Raw genomic sequence first — 20,451 nt, 5'->3', positions numbered from 1 at the left:
GGCTGCGGGACCTCGATGACGATCGCGACACCGGACGGCTCGCGGGCCCCGGTGATCCGGGTGAGCTCCTCGTCGCTGGACTTGATCCGGGTGGTCGTCGGGGCGATGCCCGCGTCGGCCATCAGCCGGGTCATGTCCCGTTTCTCCTCGGGCAGCACCAGGGTGACGACGCTGCCGGACTCCCCGGCGCGCGCGGTGCGCCCGCCGCGGTGGAGGTAGTCCTTGTGGTCGGTCGGCGGGTCCACGTTCACGACCAGGTCGAGGTCGTCGACATGGATGCCGCGGGCCGCCACGTTGGTCGCCACGAGCGCGGTGACCTGGCCGTTCTTGAACTGGTCCAGGGTCCGGTTGCGCTGCGGCTGCGAACGCCCGCCGTGCAGGGCGGCGGCCCGTACGCCGCTGGCTAGCAGCCGCTTGGCGAACCGGTCGGCGGCGCGCTTGGTGTCCACGAACATGATCACCCGGCCGTCGCGGGCAGCGATCCTGGTGGCGACGGCCTTCTTGTCGGTCTCGTCGGCCACGTGCAGCACATGGTGCTCCATCGTGGTGACCGCGCCCGCGGACGGGTCGACGGAGTGCACGACGGGGTCGGTCAGGAACATCTTGACCAGCCGGTCGATGTTCTTGTCGAGCGTCGCGGAGAACAGCATCCGCTGACCGTCCGGCTCGACCTGCTTGAGCAGGGCGACGACCTGCGGCATGAAGCCCATGTCGGCCATCTGGTCGGCCTCGTCGAGGACGGTGATGGCGACCTGGTCGAGGCGGCAGTCGCCGCGCTCGATGAGGTCCTTCAGCCGTCCGGGCGTGGCGACGAGCACCTCGGCGCCACGGCGCAGCGTGCCGGACTGCTTGGAGATCGACATGCCACCGACGACGGTGGCCAGACGCAGGTTCACGGATGTCGCGTACGGCGTCAGCGCGTCGGTGACCTGCTGGGCGAGCTCGCGGGTCGGCACCAGGACGAGTGCGAGCGGAGCGCGCGGCTCGGCGCGCCGTCCGGCGGTGCGGGCCAGCAGGGCGAGGCCGAAGGCGAGGGTCTTGCCGGAGCCGGTGCGGCCGCGGCCGAGGATGTCCCGGCCGGCGAGCGAGTTCGGCAGGGTGGCGCCCTGGATCGGGAACGGATCGGTGACGCCCTGCGCGGCAAGGGTCTTCAGCAGGGCTGCGGGCATGTCCAGCTCGGCGAACGCCTCTACGGCGGGCAGTGCGGGGGTCATGGTTTCCGGCAGGGCGAATTCGCCCTGCGGCGGCGTGGCCCTGCGACGGGGCGACGCCTTGCCGGATCCCTTGCCGGAACCCTTAGCGGTTGCCTTTGCCGGGGCCGTGCCGCGCCCCCTCGACGGGCGGTTGCGGGCGGGTCGGTCCTGGCGTTCGGAGCGGGTCATACGGAATTGCCCTCCTGGGGGGATTCCTGAGGAGTCCTGGGGATTCCTGAGAACTGCGTGGGACTGCATGGGACTGCGCGGGACTGCGCGGGACTACCGGGGAGCGCTGTGGACGAGCGCGCTTGTTCGCCATGTCCCGGGGACAGCACAAACCGGGACCCGCACCTTCACGGTGCGGGCCCCGGCTGCGAGGTACGCGTCCGGCAATTAGGCCGGGACGATGTTCTCCGCCTGCGGGCCCTTCTGGCCCTGCGTGACGTCGAAGGAGACCTTCTGGCCCTCCTGGAGCTCACGGAAGCCCGAGGTGGCGATGTTGGAGTAGTGGGCGAAGACGTCGGCGCCGCCGCCGTCCTGCTCGATGAAGCCGAAGCCCTTTTCCGAGTTGAACCACTTCACGGTTCCAGTAGCCATGTCATTCTCCTAAAAGAGGTGCAGTGCCGGAAATCCGCACTTTACGAATTTCAAGTCGCCGCATTGAGCCCCATCCGGAGAAAGCCGGAAAACAATAATGCGCCTGAGGAAGCATTCCCGTCAGGCGCACATAAAGTTCATGGGTACCAAAACTGCAACTCGGCAACCGTAGCACGTTCCGTCGGCCCGCGGTGGGAACACGCCGCGCCGCCGGTCGGTGGATTCCTGTCGGGCCCTTGCGGTATCTGGCCGGGAGCGGTCTCGAACGCCGCCGGAATCGTTGTCGAAACCGGTGTCGGAGCGGCTCGGCGACCGCCCCGGGCCGGATCCGCGGTCAGAGCCGTTCGATGATCGTCACGTTCGCCTGACCGCCGCCCTCGCACATGGTCTGGAGTCCGTAACGGCCGCCGGTGCGCTCCAGTTCGTGCAGCAGGGTCGTCATCAATTTCGCTCCCGTTGCGCCGAGCGGGTGACCGAGGGCGATCCCGCCGCCGTTGACGTTGACCCGGTCGGGATCGGCCCCGGTCTCTTTCAGCCAGGCCAGCACGACGGGGGCGAATGCCTCGTTGATCTCGACCAGGTCCATGTCGTCGATGGTCATTCCGGCTTTCTTGAGCGCGTACGCGGTGGCCGGGATCGGTGCCGACAGCATGCGGATCGGGTCCTCGCCGCGTACCGAGAGATGGTGGACACGGGCGCGCGGGGTGAGGCCGTGCTCGGCCACGGCCCGCTCGGAGGCGATGAGCACGGCGGCGGCACCGTCGGAGATCTGCGAGGAGCACGCGGCGGTGATCGTGCCGCCGTCCAGGACCGGCTTGAGCCCCGCCATCTTCTCCAGGGTGGTGTCGCGGCGCGGCCCCTCGTCGGTGGTGACGCCCGCGAGGGCGACGGTCTCGCGGGCGAAGCGGCCCTCGTCGATGGCGCGGATCGCGCGCCGGTGCGAGCGGAGCGCGAACTCCTCCATGTCCTGGCGGCTGATGCCCCATTTCTCGGCGATCAGCTGGGCGCCGTGGAACTGGTTGACCGGTGCGTCGCCGTACCGGGCGCGCCAGCCCGCGCTGCCCGCGTACGGGCCGTCCGTCAGCCCGAGGGGTACGGCGGCCTGGCGGGAGGCGAAGGCGATGGGGATCTGCGTCATGCTCTGGGTGCCGCCCGCGACGACCAGGTCCTGGGTGCCGGAGAGGACGCCCTGGGCGGCGAAGTGCAGGGCCTGCTGGGAGGAGCCGCACTGGCGGTCGACGGTCACGCCGGGGACCTCCTCGGGCAGTCCGGCCGCCAGCCAGCAGGTGCGGGCGATGTCGCCGGCCTGCGGTCCGACGGTGTCGAGGCAGCCGAAGACCACGTCCTCGACGGCCGCCGGATCGATCCCGGTCCGTTCGACGAGGGCCTTGAGGACATGGGCGCCGAGGTCGGCGGGGTGGACCGCGCCAAGGCCTCCTCCGCGCCGGCCGACCGGAGTGCGTACCGCTTCGACTATGTAGGCCTCGGCCATGACTGCTGCTCCTTGGTGAGCGCGGGTGGGGTCAGGTGTCGAGGGCGATGCCGTCCAGGACCATCGAGAGGTACTGGCGGGCGATCTCCTCGGGGCTGTGCAGTCCGCCCGGCCGGTACCAGGACGCCGCGACCCAGACGGTGTCGCGGACGAAGCGGTAGGTGAGGCGGATATCGAGGTCGGCGCGGAAGCTGTGGTCGGCGACGCCGCGTTCCAGGGTGCCGAGCCAGGCCTTCTCGAACTTCTGCTGGGAGTCGGCGAGGTACTGGAAGCGCGGCTGGGCGGCCAGGTGCCTGGACTCCTTCTGGTAGATGGCGACCGCGGCACGGTGCCGGTCGATCTCCCGGAAGGACTCGGTGACGAGCGCCTCGATGGTCTGTCTGGGAGCCAGTCCGGCGGCGAGCACCGCGTCGTACCCCTCCCAGAGCTCGGTGAGGAAGGTCGAGAGGATCTCGTCGATCATCGATTCCTTGGAATCGAAGTGGTAGTAGAGGCTGCCCGCGAGCATCCCGGCCGCGTCCGCGATCTTGCGGACGGTGGTGGCGTTGTATCCCTGGGCGGCGAAGACCTCGGCCGCGGTCGCGAGCAGTTCGCGGCGCCGCTCGGGCGAGGGGGTCACCTGGGGCTTCTTCTTGGTAGGCACCCGACCATTCTCCGCCCGGCAGGCGCCTTCGAAGGTGTCCCGGGCCGTGGCACGGTCAGGCACGCTGACTGCTGACGGAGACGACCTCGCCGGTCAGGTACGAGGAGTAGTCGCTGGCGAGGAAGACGATGACGTTGGCGACCTCCCACGGCTCGGCGTACCGGCCGAAGGCCTCCTTCGCGGTCAGTTCGTCGAGGAGTTCGGCGGAGGTGACCTTCACCAGGTGCGGGTGCATGGCGAGGCTGGGCGCGACGGCGTTGACGCGTACGCCGTACTCGGCGGCCTCGATCGCGGCGCACCGGGTGAGCGCCATGACGCCCGCCTTCGCGGCGGCGTAGTGGGCCTGGCCGCTCTGGGCGCGCCAGCCGACGACGGAGGCGTTGTTGACGACGATGCCGCCGCGGCCCTGCGCCCGCAGCGAGCGCAGGGCGGCCCGGGTGCAGCGGAAGGTGCCGTTCAGGGTGGTGTCGAGGACCTTGGTCCACTGTTCGTCGGTCATCTCGGTGAGTTCGGCGGTGCCGCCGAGTCCGGCGTTGTTGACGACGATGTCGAGGCCGTCGTGGGTCCGTTCGGCCAGTGCGAACAGTGCCCGGACCTGGGTCTCGTCGGTGACGTCGCAGGGCAGTGCGGCGACCCGGTCCGCGCCGAACTCCTCGGCGAACGCCTGCTCGGTCTCCTTCAGCCGGCGGGCGTGCGCGTCGCCGATGACGATGCGGGCGCCCTCCTCCAGGAATCTGCGGGCGGTGGCGCCGCCGATGCCGGCGCCCGCGGCCGCGGTGACGACGGCGGTGCGGCCGGCCAGCAGCCCGTGTCCGGATACGTACTGGGGTGCGCTCACGCCTGTGCCTCCTCGGTCCCGGCCCGCGGATCCTCGACGGTGCTCGTGCCCGTACGTTAACCTACCAAACACTTGTTAGGGAAGGATGAGCCGATGCCCTCTGCCCATGACACCTCCGGCCACGACGCAGCTGCCGACAGCCACCGGAAAGGCCCGGTGCTCTACGAGCGCCGCGGCCCGGTCGCGTACATCACGCTGAACCGCCCGCGCTACCGCAACGCCCAGAACTCGGCCATGACCTATGCCCTGGACGACGCGTTCTACCGCGCCGCCGAGGACTCCGAGGTCAAAGTGGCCGTGCTGGCGGGGGCCGGGGAGCACTTCTCGGCGGGCCATGACATCGGCACGCCCGAGCGCGACGCGCATCTGCCCTTCGAGCGCCGGGCCGGCCTGTGGTGGGACCACTCCGACAAGACCGGCGCGGAGAGCCGCTTCGCCCGCGAGTCGGAGGTCTACCTGGGCATGTGCAGGCGGTGGCGCGAGCTGCCCAAGCCGGTCATCGCCTCCGTCCAGGGCGCGTGCGTGGCCGGTGGGCTGATGCTCGCCTGGGTCTGCGACCTGATCGTGGCGAGCGAGGACGCCTTCTTCGCCGATCCGGTGGTGCGGATGGGCATCCCCGGCGTCGAGTACTTCGCACACCCGTGGGTGATGCCGCCCCGGATCGCGAAGGAGTTCCTGTACACCGGCGAGCGGATGAGCGCCCGCCGGGCGTACGAGGTCGGCATGGTGAACAAGGTGGTGGAACGGGGAGAACTCACCGGCGCCACGGACGAGTTGGCGCTGCGGATCGCCGCGATGCCGCGCCTCGGGCTGGCCCTCACCAAGCGCGCGGTCAATCAGGCCGAGGACCTCCAGGGAATGCACACCGGGATGGACTCCGTCTTCGGACTGCACCACCTCGCCCATGCGCACAACGCGGAGACCGCAGCGGACCCGCTCGGCGGCATGGACATCGCCACGATGAAGAAGAGGGCGGACGGCTGATGGATCTGTCGTGCACGACCGAGGAGGCGGCGTTCCGGGCCGAGGCGCGCCGGTGGCTGCGGGCCAACGTGCCCGCCGGGCCGCTGCCTTCGCTGGAGACCGCCGAGGGCTTCGCGGCGCACCGGGAGTGGGAGGCGAGGCTGTACGCGGACCGCTGGTCGGTCGTCTCCTGGCCGGCCGGGTACGGCGGCCGGGGCGTCGACATCTTCGGGTGGCTGATCTTCGAGGAGGAGTACTACGCGGCGGGCGGCCCCGGCCGGGTCTCGCAGAACGGCATCAACCTCCTCGCCCCGACACTCTTCGACCACGGCACGGACGAGCAGCGGGCCCGGGTCCTGCCGCCGATGGCGAGCGGTGAGGTGATCTGGGCGCAGGCGTGGTCCGAGCCGGAGTCGGGCTCGGACCTGGCGTCGCTGCGTTCGCGGGCGGTGCGCACGGACGGCGGCTGGCTGCTCTCGGGGCAGAAGACCTGGTCCTCCCGGGCCGCCTTCGCGGACCGGGCGTTCGGCATCTTCCGTACGGACCCCGGGGCGGCGAAGCCGCATCACGGGCTGACGTATCTGATGTTCGACCTGTCGGCGCCGGGGGTTTCGGTCCGGCCCATCGGGCGGATCGACGGGAAACCGGCCTTCGCCGAGCTGTTCCTGGACGAGGTGTTCGTACCGGACGAGGACGTCATCGGGGAGCCCGGACAGGGCTGGCGTATCGCCATGTCGACAACGGGCAACGAGCGGGGGCTGACGCTCCGCTCCCCCGGCCGCTTCCTGGCCGCGGCCGACCGGCTGGCCGCGCTCTGGCGCGCCCAGGGCGACCCGTCGGACACGGCGATGCGGGACCGGGTGGCGGACGCGGTGATCGGGGCGCGCGCGTATCAGCTCTTCACCGGCGCCAACGCGTCCCGCTTCGCCGCCGGGGGGTCCATCGGCGCGGAGTCCAGCCTGAACAAGGTGTTCTGGTCCGAGTACGACATCGCGCTGCACGAGACCGCGCTCGATCTGCTGGGCCCGGACGCGGAACTCGCCGAATCCGAGTGGGCCGAGGGCTACGTCTTCTCCCTCGCGGGCCCCATCTACGCCGGCACGAACGAGATCCAGCGCGACATCATCGCCGAGCGGCTGCTCGGCCTGCCGAAGGGACGGCGCTGATGCGTTTCCTCCTCGACGACGAGCAGCGGGAGTTCGCCCGCTCGCTGGACGCGATGCTGACCGCCGCGGACACGCCTTCGGTGGTACGGGCCTGGGCCGCCGGGAACCACGGACCGGGCAGGGACCTGTGGGCGCGGCTGGCGGGAGCGGGAGTCTTCGCCCTCGCGGTACCGGAGGCCTACGAGGGCGTCGGCCCACTGCCGGTCGAACTCGCGGTCGCCTTCACCGAGTTGGGGCGCCATGCGGTGCCGGGGCCGGTGGTGGAGACGGTCGCGGCCGCGATGCTCCTGGCGGACGTGGGCGGCCCGGCGGCCAAGGAGTGGCTGCCCCGGCTGGCGTCCGGCGCGGCATCGGCGACGCTGCGGGTCGCGGAGTACGGGCCGTACGTGCTGGACGCGGACGCCGTGGACGCCGTGTTCACGGTGACCGGCGACGAGTTGCGGCTCGCGCCGGGTCCCGGGGAGCGGAGTGTGTCGTCCGACCCGGCCCGTCGGCTGCTGCGCCCCGGGCCGGGCGGGGAGCTGCTCGCGTCGGGGGCCCGGGTGAGCGGGGCGGCGGTGCGGGCCGCCCGGTGGGCGGCGTTCGTGACAGCCGCCCAGGCGCTCGGCACGGGCGAGGCGCTGCTGCGGACCACGGTCGCCTACGTGAAGCAGCGCACCCAGTTCGGTTCGGCCATCGGGTCCTTCCAGGCGGTCAAGCACCGGCTGGCGGACACCCTGATCGGGCTGGAGTTCGCCCGTCCGCTGCTGTACGGGGCGGCGCTCGCGCTCGCCGGGGACGCGCCGGACGCCGGGGCAGCGGTGGCGGCGGCCAAGGTGGCGGCGGGCGAGGCGGGGTACGCGGCGGCGCGGACCGCGCTGCAGCTGCACGGGGCGGTGGGTTACACGCAGGAGCTGGATCTGTCGCTGTGGCTGCGCAAGGCACGCCCCCTGCGCGATGCGTGGGGGACGCCGGGGGCGTGCCGGGCGCGGGTGCTGGCCGAGTGGCCGGCCGCGTCAGAAGACCTCGCTCAGTGAGCCGTCGTCGTTGCCCCTGCGGAAGGTGCGCAGCGGGTGGCCGGGACGCCATGCCTGGATGACCATGGTGTCGCCGCCTTCGAGCCCGGTGCGTACCACCTCGGTCAGCTCCACCCGGAAGAGGTGGAAGGGTTCCGGCGGCTTCACCTCCTCGATGAAGCGGGCCAGCACGGCGGGGTCGGTCACCTCCACCGCGCGGCCGGAGATCCGGACGTCCCCGTCGGCCATCTCGGCGTCCGGTCCGGGGTTCGCCTGCACCGCGAACCGCGGATCGCGCAGCAGGTCCAGCGCCTTGCGCGAGTTCGGCATCATGCCGAGGAACGGCTCACCCAGCCGGAAATCCACTTCCAGGCCGGTCACGCGGGGCGATCCGTCCTTGCGCAAGGTCGCCAGGACGTGGTGCTTGTACTGCTGGAAGCGGGTCCGGATGGTGTCGGCGAAGGCCGGCTCCGCCGAGCGGAAGTCTTCCCAGGAACTCGATGTCATGCGTCCATGGAACCCTGGAATCCCGACATCTTCTGTCTGCTTTTCCCGGCCGCACCCGATCGGCCGCACAGAGGCCGGGCTCCCGCCACCCGCCGGGGCCCGTCAGCCGTCCGACAGGGTGATCAGCAGGGCCCAGCCCTGGGTCCGGAGCACGACCGGCGTTCCCTCCCGCGTCAACAGCGCGTCGTAGCGGTCGAGTTCGGTGTCCGAGCCGTCGAGCACCGCACCGTCCTCCAGCGCGATGGCCAAGGCCGCCCCGCCCGGGGGCGCCGACAGCCGGACGGTGCCGCGCACCACCGCGACCGCCGCGCTGGTCCGGCCCCTGCGGCACATCACATTGACGTTCACGACCGGGCCGCCGAGCAGTCTGCCGTCGGTCTCCGGGTCACCGGGGAAGTCGTGCGGCCAGTACGGCTCGTCGACGATGTGGTGCTCACCGCCCACCATGAGGTCCATGCCGGCGCCCTCGACCACGGTCAGGGTGCGGTCGACGCCGGGGAACGAGGAGAACGGCCCGTCCTCGGACACATCGGCGAGGCTGACCCGCCAGTCGAAGGCGTCCAGCGGCGCGCCCTCGGGGTACGCCGCGATCTCCCGGGTGACTCCCCCGCCGTTCTTCCAGGGCGTGGCCGTACGGTCGGCCGCCCGCAGCACCCGCGCCGTCACTTGACGATCCCCTGGGCCCTGGCCGCGGCCAGCCACTGCGGGAATTCGGCGACGAGCCGGTCGTACAGCTCGGCGTCCGGGACCTCGCGCGGGTCGGGTCCGGCGTGGAAGAAGCCCGCGTTGTCGATGGGGCGCTTGGCGGGTACGGCCAGTTCGTCGAGCTTGCGCAGGAAGTCGAACTGGTTGCTCCGCTTGTTGCCGAAGCCGATGAACTGCCAGAACAGCGGCAGTCTCGCCGCCTTGCAGAGATAGCGTTCCGCCGCGTGCTTGCTGATCGGGCCGCCGTCGGTCTGGAAGACGACGAGCGCGGGGGCGGTGGAGCCGCTGTCGATGTAGTGGTCGATGACGGCGTCCATGGCCAGGTGGTAGCTGGTCTTCCCCATGTGTCCGAGGCCCGCCACGATCGCGTCGACCCGGCCGCGGTGGTTGTCCAGGGCTATGTCGGTGACGGCGTCGATGTCCGTGGAGAAGAGGATGAGGGGTACGCGGCCGTCGTCGTCCAGATGGGCCGAGAGCCCCAGCACCCGGTCCGCCAGGGCCTGGACGCTGCCGTCCTTGTAGTACTCCCGCATCGAGCCGGAGTAGTCGAGCACCAGATAGACCGCGGCACGCTCGCCGCTCATGCGGTGCTTCGTCAGCGAGACCGCGGCGCTCTTGTAGAGGCTGACCAGCGCGGGCGCGCTCTCCTCGACCCTGCGAAGGCCGATGGCCGGACCTGTTGCGGCGGCGGACGGGCCGGCCATGCGGTTTCTCCGATCCTCGACTGTGTCGGCACCCCGAGCGTAGGCCACCCGGGCAGGACTCGGCCGGGCGAGGTTCGCTATCTTGTTCTGCCGCCGTCCCCACCGGCCGCTCGTGTCCGCTCACCCGTGAAGGAGCCTGCCGTGGAGGCCGCGGTCACCACCTGTTATCGCCATCCGTCCTACGAGACGTATGTGAGCTGTACCCGCTGCGAACGCTTCATCTGCCCCGACTGCATGCGTGAGGCCGCTGTCGGCCACCACTGCGTGGAGTGCGTGAAGGAGGGACAGCGTTCCGTCCGGCAGGCGCGCACGGTGTTCGGCGGTGCGGTGTCGCGGACCGCGGTGCCGCTCGTCACGTATGTGCTGATGGGCCTCAACATCGCCGCGTATCTGGGCGAGTTGGTCCGTCCGGGGATCGTCGACCGGTTCGCGATGCTCGGTGCGGGGCTGAACGGCCCGGACGGGGGCCAGTACGTCTACGAGGCCGGGGACTTCCCCGGCTTCGATGTCATCGGTGTGGTGGGCGGCGAGTGGTACCGGCTGCTGACCGGGACCTTCCTGCACCTCCCGCCGGGCGGATCGTCCTTCGGTTCGCTGCCGTTCGGGGTGCTGCACATCCTCTTCAACATGTACGCGCTGTGGAACCTGGGCCGGGTCGTGGAGGAGCAGCTGGGCCGGGCCCGTTACCTCGCGCTGTATCTGCTGTCCGCGCTGGGCGGTTCGGTCCTGGTCTATCTGATCGCGCCGTTCACCGGCACGGTGGGCGCCTCGGGTGCGATCTTCGGTCTCGGGGCGGCGTTCTACGTCATCAACCGGCGGCTGGGCCGCGACATGCGGGCAGTGAACCGGTTCATGGCCGGGTTCCTGATCTGGATGCTGATCTCGGCCGGATTCGCCTCGTGGCAGGGCCACTTGGGCGGGCTCCTGACGGGCGGCATCGTCACCGTCGCGTACGCCTACGCCCCGGCGAAGCGCCGTACGACGATCCAGGCCGCCGCGGGTGTGGTGCTGTTCGCCGTGCTGGTGCTGCTGGTGGTGCTCAAGACGTCCGCGCTGACGGGCTGAACCGGGGCGCCGGTCCGACCGGCCCCGGACGCGCCACGGCGCCTGCCGAATCGTCCGGTCGGGGACGGGCAGGCGCCGTGGCCAGTTCCGCACGCCGTTGTGCGGGACGTCTGTGTGCGCCGTGATCAGACCATCAGTGCACGGTCCGTCGGGCGGATCGGGGCCGGCAGGGCGCTGGCTCCGGTCAGGAAACGGTCCACCCCGCGTGCCGCGGAGCGGCCCTCGGCGATGGCCCACACGATGAGGGACTGGCCGCGGCCCGCGTCACCGGCGACGAAGACTCCGTCGACGTTGGTGGCGTAGTCCGCGTCGCGCGCGACATTGCCTCGCTCGTCGAGCTCCAGGCCGAACTGCTGGACCAGGCCGTTGGCCTGGTCGGTGCCGGTGAAGCCCATGGCGAGGGTGACCAGCTGTGCGGGGATGCTCCGCTCGGTGCCGGGCTTCTGCTCCAGCTTGCCGTCCTTGAACTCCACCTCGACCAGGTGCAGGGCCTGGACGTTGCCCTCCTCATCGCCCTCGAAGTGGGTGGTGGAGACGGAGTAGACCCGTCCCTCCTCGCCCGCCTTCGGGCAGGAGGGTCCCTCGTCCGGATCGATTCCCTTCCTCTTCTGCGCCAGGTACGTGGTCTCCTCGTGTGCGGAGGTGACCTTGTAGAGCATGGGGAACGTCGGCCAGGGCTGGTTGGCGTTCCGGTCCTCGCCCGGCCTGGGCATGATCTCCAGCTGGGTGACGGAGAGCGCGCCCTGGCGGTGGGCGGTGCCGACGCAGTCGGCGCCGGTGTCGCCGCCGCCGATGACGACGACGTGCTTGCCCTCGGCGGTGATCGGGGAGACCGTCAGGTCGCCCTCCTGCACCTTGTTGGCCAGCGGCAGGTACTCCATGGCGAAGTGCACGCCGTTCAGCTCACGGCCCGGGACGGGCAGATCGCGCGAGACGGTGGCACCCGCGGCGATGACGACCGCGTCGTACCGGCGGCGGAGCTTGGCGGCGTCGATGTCCTTGCCGATCTCCGTCTCGGTGCGGAACTTGGTGCCTTCCGCGCGCATCTGCTCGATGCGTCGGTTGATGTGCGACTTCTCCATCTTGAACTCGGGGATGCCGTACCGGAGCAGGCCCCCGATGCGGTCCGCGCGCTCGTACACGGCGACGGTGTGGCCGGCCCGGGTCAGCTGCTGGGCGGCGGCGAGACCGGCCGGGCCCGAGCCGATGACGGCGACGGTCTTGCCGGAGAGCCGCTCGGGCGGCTGCGGGGTGACGTCGCCGTTGCCCCACGCCTTGTCGATGATCGAGACCTCGACGTTCTTGATGGTGACGGCCGGCTGGTTGATGCCGAGCACACACGCCGACTCGCACGGGGCCGGGCAGAGCCGCCCGGTGAACTCCGGGAAGTTGTTCGTGGCGTGCAGGCGCTCGGACGCAGCCGACCAGTCCTCGCGGTAGGCGTAGTCGTTCCACTCGGGGATGAGGTTTCCGAGCGGGCAGCCGTTGTGGCAGAACGGGATGCCGCAGTCCATGCAGCGGCCGGCCTGCTTGCTGATGATCGGGAGCAGCGAGCCCGGAACGTAGACCTCGTTCCAGTCCTTGACGCGCTCGCCCACGGGGCGGGTCTCGGCGACCTCGCGCCCGGTGGTCAGGAAGCCCTTGGGGTCAGCCATTGGTCGCCGCCTCCATCATCTTCTCGGTGGTCTCCTGCTCGGAGAGACCGGCGAGCTCAGCGGCGTCCTTGGCGGCGAGCACTGCCTTGTAGGTGGACGGGATGATCTTGCTGAAGCGGGCCACCGCGGTGTCCCACTCGGCAAGCAGCTTCTCGGCGACCGTGGATCCGGTCTCCTCCTGATGGCGGCGCACCACGTCGTGCAGCCACTGCTTGTCGGTGTCGGAGGGGGCCTCGATGGCACCGAGGTTGCCGGCGTTGACGTTGTCGCGGTTCAGGTCGATGACGTAGGCGACACCGCCCGACATGCCCGCGGCGAAGTTGCGTCCGGTCTCTCCGAGAACCACGGCGTGGCCGCCGGTCATGTACTCGCAGCCGTGGTCGCCCACGCCTTCCGAGACAACGGTCGCGCCGGAGTTGCGGACGCAGAACCGTTCGCCGGTGCGGCCGCGCAGGAACAGCTCGCCGCCGGTGGCGCCGTAGGCGATGGTGTTGCCCGCGATGGTGGAGTACTCGGCGAGGTGGTCGGCGCCGCGGTCCGGGCGGACGACGACCCGGCCGCCGGAGAGGCCCTTGCCGACGTAGTCGTTGGCGTCGCCCTCCAGGCGCAGCGTCACCCCGCTCGGTACGAACGCGCCGAAGGACTGGCCCGCGGAACCGGTGAAGGTGATGTCGATGGTGTCCTGCGGCAGACCGGCGCCGCCGAACTTCTTCGTCACCTCGTGGCCGAGCATGGTGCCGACGGTCCGGTTGATGTTGCGGATCGCGATCTGGGCCCGGACCGGCTGGGCGTCCTCGGCACTGTCCGCGTTCAGTGCGTCGGCGGCGAGCCTGATCAGCTCGTTGTCGAGGGCCTTGGCCAGACCGTGGTCCTGCGCGGTCCGCCGGTGGCGGACCGCGCCCTCGGGCAGCTCGGGGACGTGGAACAGCGGCTTCAGGTCGAGGCCCTGTGCCTTCCAGTGCGTGATCGCACGGTCGGTGTCGAGCAGCTCGGCGTGGCCGACGGCCTCCTCGATCGTACGGAAGCCGAGCTCGGCGAGGATCTCGCGGACTTCCTGGGCGATGAACTCGAAGAAGTTGACGACGTACTCGGCCTTGCCGGAGAAGCGGTCCCGCAGGACCGGGTTCTGGGTGGCGATGCCGACCGGGCAGGTGTCCAGGTGACAGACGCGCATCATGACGCAGCCGGAGACGACGAGCGGCGCGGTCGCGAAACCGAACTCCTCGGCGCCCAGCAGCGCGGCGATGACCACGTCGCGGCCGGTCTTCAGCTGGCCGTCGGTCTGCACGACGATGCGGTCGCGCAGGCCGTTGAGCAGCAGCGTCTGCTGGGTCTCGGCGAGGCCGAGCTCCCAGGGGCCGCCCGCGTGCTTCAGCGAGGTCAGCGGGGAGGCGCCGGTGCCGCCGTCGTGGCCGGAGATCAGGACGACGTCCGCGTGCGCCTTGGAGACACCGGCGGCGACCGTGCCGACACCGACCTCGGAGACCAGCTTCACATGGATGCGGGCCGCCGGGTTGGCGTTCTTGAGGTCGTGGATCAGCTGGGCCAGATCCTCGATGGAGTAGATGTCGTGGTGCGGCGGCGGCGAGATCAGACCGACACCCGGGGTGGAGTGCCGGGTCTTCGCGACCCACGGGTAGACCTTGTGGCCGGGCAGCTGGCCGCCCTCGCCGGGCTTGGCGCCCTGCGCCATCTTGATCTGGATGTCGTCCGCGTTGACCAGGTACTCGCTGGTCACACCGAAGCGGCCGGAGGCGACCTGCTTGATGGACGAGCGGCGCGCCGGGTCGTAGAGCCGGTCGGCGTCCTCGCCGCCCTCACCGGTGTTGGACTTGCCGCCCAGCTGGTTCATGGCGATGGCGAGGGTCTCGTGCGCCTCGCGGGAGATCGAGCCGTACGACATGGCGCCGGTGGAGAAGCGCTTGACGATGTCGGAGACGGACTCGACCTCGTCGACCGGGATCGCCTCTCGGTCCGACTTGCCGTTCTTATTTGTCTTCAGGGCGAACAGGCCGCGGAGCGTCATGAGCCGCTCGGACTGCTCGTTCACCCGGTCCGTGTACTTCTTGAAGATGTCGTAGCGCTTGTTGCGCGTGGCGTGCTGGAGGCGGAAGACCGTCTCCGGGTCGAACAGGTGCGGCTCGCCCTCGCGCCGCCACTGGTACTCGCCGCCGATCTCCAGCGCGCGGTGCGAGGCGGAGATGCCGGAGGCGGGGTAGCCCTTGGCGTGCCGGGCGGCGACCTCCTTGGCGATGACGTCGAGGCCGGCGCCGCCGATCTTGGTGGCGGTGCCGTTGAAGTACTTCGCGACGAAGTCCTCGTCCAGGCCGACGGCCTCGAAGACCTGGGCGCCCCGGTAGGAGGCGACCGTCGAGATGCCCATCTTGGACATGACCTTCAGGACGCCCTTGCCGAGCGCGTAGATCAGGTTCCGGATGGCCTTCTCGGGCTCGATGCCCTCGATGAACGTACCGGCGCGGACCAGGTCCTCGACGGACTCCATCGCGAGGTACGGGTTGACCGCGGCGGCACCGTAGCCGATGAGCAGCGCGACGTGGTGGACCTCGCGGACGTCCCCGGCCTCGACCAGCAGGCCCACCTGGGTGCGCTGCTTGGTGCGGATGAGGTGGTGGTGGACGGACGAGGTGAGCAGCAGCGACGGGATCGGCGCGTGCTCGGCGTCGGAGTGCCGGTCGGAAAGGACGACCAGACGGGCGCCGTCCTCTATGGCGGCGTCGACCTCGGCGCAGATCTGCTCGATCCGCGCGGCGAGGGCGTCACCGCCGCCGCCGACCCGGTAGAGGCCGGAGAGCGTGGCGGCCTTCATGCCCGGCATGTCGCCGTCGGCGTTGATGTGAATCAGCTTGGCCAGCTCGTCGTTGTCGATCACCGGGAACGGCAGCGCGACGCTGCGGCACGACGCGGCGGTCGGCTCCAGCAGGTTGCCCTGCGGGCCGAGCGTGGAACGCAGCGAGGTGACGAGCTCCTCGCGGATGGCGTCCAGCGGCGGGTTGGTGACCTGCGCGAACAGCTGGGTGAAGTAGTCGAAGAGCAGCCGGGGGCGCTCGGACAGCGCGGCGATCGGCGAGTCCGTACCCATGGAGCCGAGCGGCTCGCCGGCGGTGCGGGCCATCGGCGCGAGGATGACGCGGAGCTCTTCCTCGGTGTAGCCGAAGGTCTGCTGGCGGCGGGTGACGGAGGCGTGCGTGTGCACGATGTGCTCCCGCTCGGGGAGGTCCTCCAGCTCGATCTCGCCGGTCTCCAGCCACTCCTGGTACGGCTGCTCGGCGGCGAGGGCGGCCTTGATCTCGTCGTCCTCGATGACGCGGCCCTCGGCCGTGTCGACGAGGAACATCTTCCCGGGCTGGAGACGGCCCTTGCGGACGACCTTCGCGGGGTCGATGTCCAGGACACCGACCTCGGAGGAGAGCACGACGAGGCCGTCGTCGGTGACCCAGTAGCGGCCGGGGCGCAGACCGTTGCGGTCCAGGACCGCGCCGACCTGGGTGCCGTCGGTGAAGGTGACGCAGGCCGGGCCGTCCCAGGGCTCCATCATCGTGGAGTGGTACTGGTAGAAGGCGCGGCGGGCCGGGTCCATGGAGTCGTGGTTCTCCCACGCCTCGGGAACCATCATCAGCACCGAGTGCGGCAGCGAGCGGCCGCCGAGGTGGAGCAGCTCCAGGACCTCGTCGAAGGAGGCGGAGTCGGAGGCGTCGGGGGTGCAGACGGGGAAGATCCGGTCGAGCTGCTCCGTACCGAAGAGGCTCGACGCGAGCTGGGACTCGCGGGCCTTCATCCAGTTGCGGTTGCCCTTGACCGTGTTGATCTCGCCGTTGTGCGCGACGAAGCGGTACGGGTGGGCGAGCGGCCAGCTCGGGAAGGTGTTCGTGGAGAAGCGCGAGTGGACCAGCGCGACCGTGGTGGCGAGACGGCGGTCGGAGAGGTCCGGGAAGAACGGCTCCAGCTGCCCGGTGGTGAGCATGCCCTTGTAGACGATCGTGCGGGCGGAGAGCGAGGGGAAGTACACCCCGGCCTCCCGCTCGGCGCGCTTGCGCAGCACGAAGGCCTTGCGGTCGAGGGCGATGCCGGTGCTCTCGCCGTCCGCGACGAAGAGCTGACGGAACTCGGGCATGGTGGCGCGGGCGCCGTTGCCGAGGATGTCGGGGGTGACGGGGACCTGGCGCCAGCCGAGGACCTTGAGGCCCTCCTCGGCGGAGATCTTCTCCAGCGTGCGGACGGCCTCGGTGGAGTCGTCGGCGGGCAGGAAGGCGATTCCGACGGCATAGGCGCCGGCCCGGGGGAGGTCGAAGTCGGCCTCTTCGCGCAGGAAGGCGTCCGGTACCTGGAGGAGGATTCCGGCGCCGTCGCCGGAGTCGGGCTCGGATCCGGTGGCACCGCGGTGTTCGAGGTTGCGCAGTACGGTCAGCGCCTGCTCGACCAGCTCATGGCTGGCCACACCGGTCAGAGTGGCCACGAACCCGACGCCACAGGCGTCGTGCTCGTTACGGGGGTCGTACATCCCCTGCTGGGCGGGGCGACCGTCCATGGGCGACCAGGCGTCGGTACGCATCGGCTCTCCCGTCGTCGTCGTGGCATATGCAGTGCCGAGGGACGACGTTGGCCCTCTGCGAAATTTCGTGCAGGTTACATGATGGGGCGCTTCTCAAGAAGCGGATAGTTCGTTCCAACATGCGGACACCGCCCGAGGTGGCGGGGTGGGTCGCAGTCGGAGGATCGGCGCCCGAGGGGGACCGCAGAGAGCAGGCGTCGTTGCCTGCGGTGTCTACGGGTCATGCCCGGCGGCAAAGGAAATGAAACCGCCGGGTAACGGCTACTTATGTGTAGCGCTGCATAGGGACTCATTTTAAGCCCGTGGGGGCCGTTCCGCCCAGTGACGGTCACCAAGACGTACGTCACACGGGTGGCGGACACGTTACGGGCAGGCGCCTCCACCTGCGGGTGCGCCTGCCGGTACCTGCCCGGATCCGCCCGGACCCTCGAAGGTGTCAGCTCCCGACGGCCACGCCGAACAGCGTGCCCAGACCGTAGGTGATGGCCGCCGCGGCGCCGCCCAGCACCAGCTGGCGCAGCCCGCTGTACAGCCAGCTGCGGGCCGTCACCCTGGCCACCACCGCGCCGCAGGCGAACAGCCCGACCAGCGCGAGCAGCACGGCCGGCCACAGCGCGCTCGCACCGAGCAGATACGGCAGCACGGGCAGCAGGGCGCCGAGCGCGAACGCGCCGAACGACGACACCGCGGCGACGAGCGGCGAGGGCAGATCGCCCGGGTCGACGCCCAGCTCCTCGCGGGCGTGTATCTCCAGGGCCTGCTCCGGGTCGCGCGACAGCTGCCGCGCGACCTCACGGGCGAGCGCGGGCTCGACACCGCGGGACTCGTACAGCTCGGCGAGCTCCCGCTCCTCGTCCATGGGGTGCTTGCGCAACTCCCGCCGCTCTACGTCGAGTTCGGCCTCGACGAGCTCGCGCTGCGAGGCCACGGAGGTGTATTCGCCGGCCGCCATGGAGAACGCACCGGCGGCCAGGCCCGCCAGACCGGTGATCACGATCGTCTGCTGGGAGACGGCACCACCCGCGACGCCGGTCATCAGCGCGAGGTTGGAGACCAGCCCGTCCATGGCACCGAACACCGCCGGTCGCAGCCAGCCGCCGTTCACATCACGGTGGGTGTGGTTGTCGCGGTGTGCCTCGTGCAGTACGGCGTCGGTCTCGATGATGGACACGGCTCTCCCCTTCTCCGGCAGCGGAATCCACTCGCTCCGCCCCCGCTCGACACCATCGAAAGTACGCACGAAAAACGTCCCCCGCCAGCAAGGCAGGCCGTACTTACCACCCTCCTGACCAGGTAAGTACGGCCTGCCTTGGTGCCTCTGACGCGTCATCCGACTGGCCCTTTTGTTGCGATTGTCGGCCTCTGTCGGCGCTCCGTGTGGCACAGATCGAGGAGGACGAGAACTGGCTCGGTGTGAGCGAAGGGTCGACGCGATGGAGTTGATCGCAGGAAATCCGGCAGAGCCGCGGACCGGCGGCGCGGAAGCGGCGGTACGGGACGGTGTGGGCCGGGGCGAGACACGCCGGGGGGATCCGGCCGACCGGGCCCGCGGCTCCCTGCTCGGTCTCGCGGTCGGGGACGCGCTGGGCGCACCGGCGGAGAATCTGCGGCCGTCCGAGATCAGGCGCCGCTGGGGCCGGATCGAGGGCTTCGTGAGCGACGACCCGGCGGGCACCGACGACACCGAGTACGCGATCTTCTCCGGGCTGCTGCTCGCCCGGCACGGTTCCGCACTGACCGTCACCCATGTGGAGCGGGCGTGGCATCTGTGGATCGCCGATCTCGACGAGGGGCCGTTCCGCGGTGCCGGGTTCAGCGAGCGGGGAACCCTGGAGAATCTGCGCCGCGGGCTCGCCGCCCCGATCTCCGCCCAGCACCGGCACGCCTGGAGCGACGGCCTGGCGATGCGGGCGGCGCCGTTCGGTGTCTTCGCGGCCGGCCGGCCGGACGAGGCGGCACGGCTGGTCGCGGTGGACGGGCGGGTCAGCCATGACGGGGAGGGCATCTACGGCGGCCAGGCGGTGGCGGCCGGGGTGGCCGCCGCGATGGCGGGTGCCGGGGTCGCGTCGGTGATCGCCGCCGCGCTGTCGGTCGTCCCCATGGACTCCTGGACGGCGCGTTCGCTGCGGCGCGCGGTGGCGGCAGCACAGCGCACCTACCCCGACCGGCTGACCATGGAGCGCGCGGTGCGCTCCGCGGTGGTGGTCGGCGGCTACCCGTGGACGGACCTGGCACCCGAGGCGGTGGGCCTGGCCTTCGGGGCGTTCGCGGCGGCGCGCGGCGACTTCCGTACGGCGGTGCTGACGGCGGTCAACATGGGCCGCGACGCGGACACCACGGCCGCGGTGGCGGGGGCCCTGGCCGGTGCCCTGCACGGGGCGTCCGCGATTCCGCGGCACTGGGGGGATGCGATCGGCCCGGTCCGGGGCAGCTGTCTGCCGACGATGCGGGGTCATCACGTCCTGGAGATCGCGGAGTTGCTCACCCCGGACGAGGGGGACGGGGCGCACGGGGACGACACGACGCGGGACGGCGGCACCGACGACGAGGGACAGCCCCGGGACCGTTCGCACGAGGACTCGGGCGCGGGCGAGAACGAGGGCGAGTGCGCGGGTGCGGGTGCGGGCTCGGGCGCGGGCGCGGGCGCGGGCGCGCGGTGCATCGCACACGAGGACGCGGGCGCGGGCGAGACTCGGAACGATCCGCGTACGAGCGCCGGCGCACCCCCGCACGACACCCCCCCCGCCCCCGTCTCCCCCATCTCCCCCGCCTCCACCGCCGCCCCCGCCGCCCCCGCCGCCCGTCTCCGTACCCGTGCCACCGTCGGGCACCGGGCGCGGATCGAGGGGCTGCTGCTCGGGCTCGCCGCCGGGGACGCCGCCGGGTGGCCCGCCGCACGGCACCGGGCGACCCGGATGCCCGAGTGGACCCGGCGGCTCACCCGGGAACTCGACACCTTCGCCGAGCAGAACGCCACGACCACGCTGCCCGTCCCCATCGCGCTCAACCAGCCGCCCGAACCACTGCGGCTCGGGCCCTCCGACGACGCCGAATGGGCGGCCTTCGCCGCCGGGACCCTCCTCACATCGGCGGCCGGTCCGCTGCACGGGCTCTCCCCCGGACGCCGGATGCGGGCCGCCATCGACGTCGCCTGGAACGCCCTGGCCGCCGAGGTCGCCGCCGCTGCCGCCCGTGCCCCCGAGGTCGAATCCGCGGTGCTCCCCCTGCGCGCCCGGATCTCGGTGCGGGCCGGGCTCGGCAATCTCGCCGCCGGGCTGCGCCCGCCCGCCACCGGCCACGACAACCCGCACTACTTCGACGACGCGGCCTGCGTACGGGCCGCCGTGCTCGCCGT

General features: G+C 71.1%; 16 protein-coding genes and 1 pseudogene. 6 read left to right on the top strand and 11 right to left on the bottom strand.

Going from position 1 to position 20,451, the window contains the following annotated elements:
- The 5 genes from ABZY11_RS32545 to ABZY11_RS32525 all read right to left on the bottom strand — a co-directional run.
- Nucleotides 1–1,382 (bottom strand): DEAD/DEAH box helicase (locus ABZY11_RS32545; RefSeq protein WP_356482599.1); only part of this gene is annotated, 1,382 nt, incomplete at its 3' end.
- Nucleotides 1,383–1,589: 207 nt separating this feature from the next.
- Entirely contained in the window at nucleotides 1,590–1,793 is a 204-nt protein-coding gene (locus ABZY11_RS32540) for a cold-shock protein (RefSeq protein ID WP_003969786.1), read from the bottom strand.
- A 334-nt stretch (nucleotides 1,794–2,127) separates the two neighbouring features.
- The gene (locus tag ABZY11_RS32535) at nucleotides 2,128–3,285 is read right to left on the bottom strand and encodes an acetyl-CoA C-acetyltransferase (protein WP_356482598.1); all 1,158 of its coding nucleotides are present in this window, start codon (nucleotides 3,283–3,285) and stop codon (nucleotides 2,128–2,130) included.
- Between the two features lie 31 nt (nucleotides 3,286–3,316).
- On the bottom strand, nucleotides 3,317–3,928 hold the full coding sequence (locus ABZY11_RS32530; RefSeq protein WP_356482597.1) for a TetR/AcrR family transcriptional regulator: 612 nt from the start codon (nucleotides 3,926–3,928) through the stop codon (nucleotides 3,317–3,319).
- Nucleotides 3,929–3,983: 55 nt separating this feature from the next.
- Nucleotides 3,984–4,766, bottom strand: coding sequence for an SDR family oxidoreductase (locus ABZY11_RS32525; RefSeq protein WP_356482596.1), 783 nt, complete (start codon nucleotides 4,764–4,766; stop codon nucleotides 3,984–3,986).
- 93 nt (nucleotides 4,767–4,859) lie between these two features.
- On the opposite strand from ABZY11_RS32525, the gene ABZY11_RS32520 reads away from it, so the two are divergent.
- Genes ABZY11_RS32520 through ABZY11_RS32510 form a run of 3 tightly spaced genes read left to right on the top strand, consistent with a single transcriptional unit; the run spans nucleotide 4,860 to nucleotide 7,911 of the window.
- Entirely contained in the window at nucleotides 4,860–5,750 is an 891-nt protein-coding gene (locus tag ABZY11_RS32520) for an enoyl-CoA hydratase (RefSeq protein ID WP_356482595.1), read from the top strand.
- A complete protein-coding gene (locus ABZY11_RS32515) occupies nucleotides 5,750–6,895 on the top strand; it encodes an acyl-CoA dehydrogenase family protein (RefSeq protein WP_356482594.1) in 1,146 nt (381 codons plus the stop codon). Before ABZY11_RS32520 ends, ABZY11_RS32515 begins: the two co-directional genes overlap by 1 nt.
- Nucleotides 6,895–7,911, top strand: coding sequence for an acyl-CoA dehydrogenase family protein (locus tag ABZY11_RS32510; protein WP_356482593.1), 1,017 nt, complete (start codon nucleotides 6,895–6,897; stop codon nucleotides 7,909–7,911). Before ABZY11_RS32515 ends, ABZY11_RS32510 begins: the two co-directional genes overlap by 1 nt.
- Here ABZY11_RS32510 and ABZY11_RS32505 read toward each other — a convergent pair.
- From ABZY11_RS32505 to ABZY11_RS32495, 3 genes are all read right to left on the bottom strand, one after another.
- A complete protein-coding gene (locus ABZY11_RS32505; protein WP_356482592.1) occupies nucleotides 7,891–8,397 on the bottom strand; it encodes a pyridoxamine 5'-phosphate oxidase family protein in 507 nt (168 codons plus the stop codon). The two genes, ABZY11_RS32510 and ABZY11_RS32505, sit on opposite strands and share 21 nt — an antisense overlap.
- A 102-nt stretch (nucleotides 8,398–8,499) precedes the next feature.
- Nucleotides 8,500–9,063, bottom strand: coding sequence for a HutD family protein (locus ABZY11_RS32500; RefSeq protein WP_356482591.1), 564 nt, complete (start codon nucleotides 9,061–9,063; stop codon nucleotides 8,500–8,502).
- Entirely contained in the window at nucleotides 9,060–9,806 is a 747-nt protein-coding gene (locus tag ABZY11_RS32495; RefSeq protein ID WP_356482590.1) for a VWA domain-containing protein, read from the bottom strand. Before ABZY11_RS32495 ends, ABZY11_RS32500 begins: the two co-directional genes overlap by 4 nt.
- Before the next feature lie 141 nt (nucleotides 9,807–9,947).
- On the opposite strand from ABZY11_RS32495, the gene ABZY11_RS32490 reads away from it, so the two are divergent.
- The gene (locus ABZY11_RS32490; protein ID WP_356482589.1) at nucleotides 9,948–10,871 is read left to right on the top strand and encodes a rhomboid family intramembrane serine protease; all 924 of its coding nucleotides are present in this window, start codon (nucleotides 9,948–9,950) and stop codon (nucleotides 10,869–10,871) included.
- A 125-nt stretch (nucleotides 10,872–10,996) separates the two neighbouring features.
- On the opposite strand, the gene ABZY11_RS32485 is transcribed toward ABZY11_RS32490, so the two are convergent.
- From ABZY11_RS32485 to ABZY11_RS32475, 3 genes are all read right to left on the bottom strand, one after another.
- Nucleotides 10,997–12,526, bottom strand: a complete 1,530-nt coding sequence (locus tag ABZY11_RS32485) for a glutamate synthase subunit beta (protein WP_356482588.1) — start codon at nucleotides 12,524–12,526, stop codon at nucleotides 10,997–10,999.
- The gene (gltB, locus tag ABZY11_RS32480; RefSeq protein ID WP_356482587.1) at nucleotides 12,519–17,096 is read right to left on the bottom strand and encodes a glutamate synthase large subunit; all 4,578 of its coding nucleotides are present in this window, start codon (nucleotides 17,094–17,096) and stop codon (nucleotides 12,519–12,521) included. The genes ABZY11_RS32485 and gltB overlap by 8 nt, the downstream gene beginning before the upstream one ends.
- 436 nt (nucleotides 17,097–17,532) lie before the next feature.
- Nucleotides 17,533–18,267, bottom strand: a complete 735-nt coding sequence (locus ABZY11_RS32475) for a VIT1/CCC1 transporter family protein (protein ID WP_356482586.1) — start codon at nucleotides 18,265–18,267, stop codon at nucleotides 17,533–17,535.
- Nucleotides 18,268–18,529: 262 nt separating this feature from the next.
- On the opposite strand from ABZY11_RS32475, the pseudogene ABZY11_RS32470 reads away from it, so the two are divergent.
- Nucleotides 18,530–19,591, top strand: a pseudogene (locus ABZY11_RS32470) (ADP-ribosylglycohydrolase family protein); the annotation flags it as partial.
- A partial coding sequence (locus ABZY11_RS32465; protein ID WP_356482600.1) for an ADP-ribosylglycohydrolase family protein occupies nucleotides 19,574–20,451 on the top strand: 878 nt, incomplete at its 3' end. The pseudogene ABZY11_RS32470 and the gene ABZY11_RS32465, both read left to right, overlap by 18 nt.

The organism is Streptomyces sp. NPDC006510 (genome assembly GCF_040611955.1).
GTDB lineage: Bacteria > Actinomycetota > Actinomycetes > Streptomycetales > Streptomycetaceae > Streptomyces.
Note: the sequence above shows the minus strand (reverse complement) of the source record. Positions and strands in the feature narration are given on the sequence as shown.

Bases quoted from the DNA above. Each gene is read 5' to 3' on its own strand.
- ABZY11_RS32540 (WP_003969786.1), bottom strand. From the start codon at position 1,793: ATGGCTACTGGAACCGTGAAGTGGTTCAACTCGGAAAAGGGCTTCGGC.
- ABZY11_RS32535 (WP_356482598.1), bottom strand. From the start codon at position 3,285: ATGGCCGAGGCCTACATAGTCGAAGCGGTACGCACTCCGGTCGGCCGG.
- ABZY11_RS32520 (WP_356482595.1), top strand. From the start codon at position 4,860: ATGCCCTCTGCCCATGACACCTCCGGCCACGACGCAGCTGCCGACAGC.
- ABZY11_RS32515 (WP_356482594.1), top strand. From the start codon at position 5,750: ATGGATCTGTCGTGCACGACCGAGGAGGCGGCGTTCCGGGCCGAGGCG.
- ABZY11_RS32510 (WP_356482593.1), top strand. From the start codon at position 6,895: ATGCGTTTCCTCCTCGACGACGAGCAGCGGGAGTTCGCCCGCTCGCTG.
- ABZY11_RS32505 (WP_356482592.1), bottom strand. From the start codon at position 8,397: ATGACATCGAGTTCCTGGGAAGACTTCCGCTCGGCGGAGCCGGCCTTC.
- ABZY11_RS32495 (WP_356482590.1), bottom strand. From the start codon at position 9,806: ATGGCCGGCCCGTCCGCCGCCGCAACAGGTCCGGCCATCGGCCTTCGC.
- ABZY11_RS32485 (WP_356482588.1), bottom strand. From the start codon at position 12,526: ATGGCTGACCCCAAGGGCTTCCTGACCACCGGGCGCGAGGTCGCCGAG.
- gltB (WP_356482587.1), bottom strand. From the start codon at position 17,096: ATGCGTACCGACGCCTGGTCGCCCATGGACGGTCGCCCCGCCCAGCAG.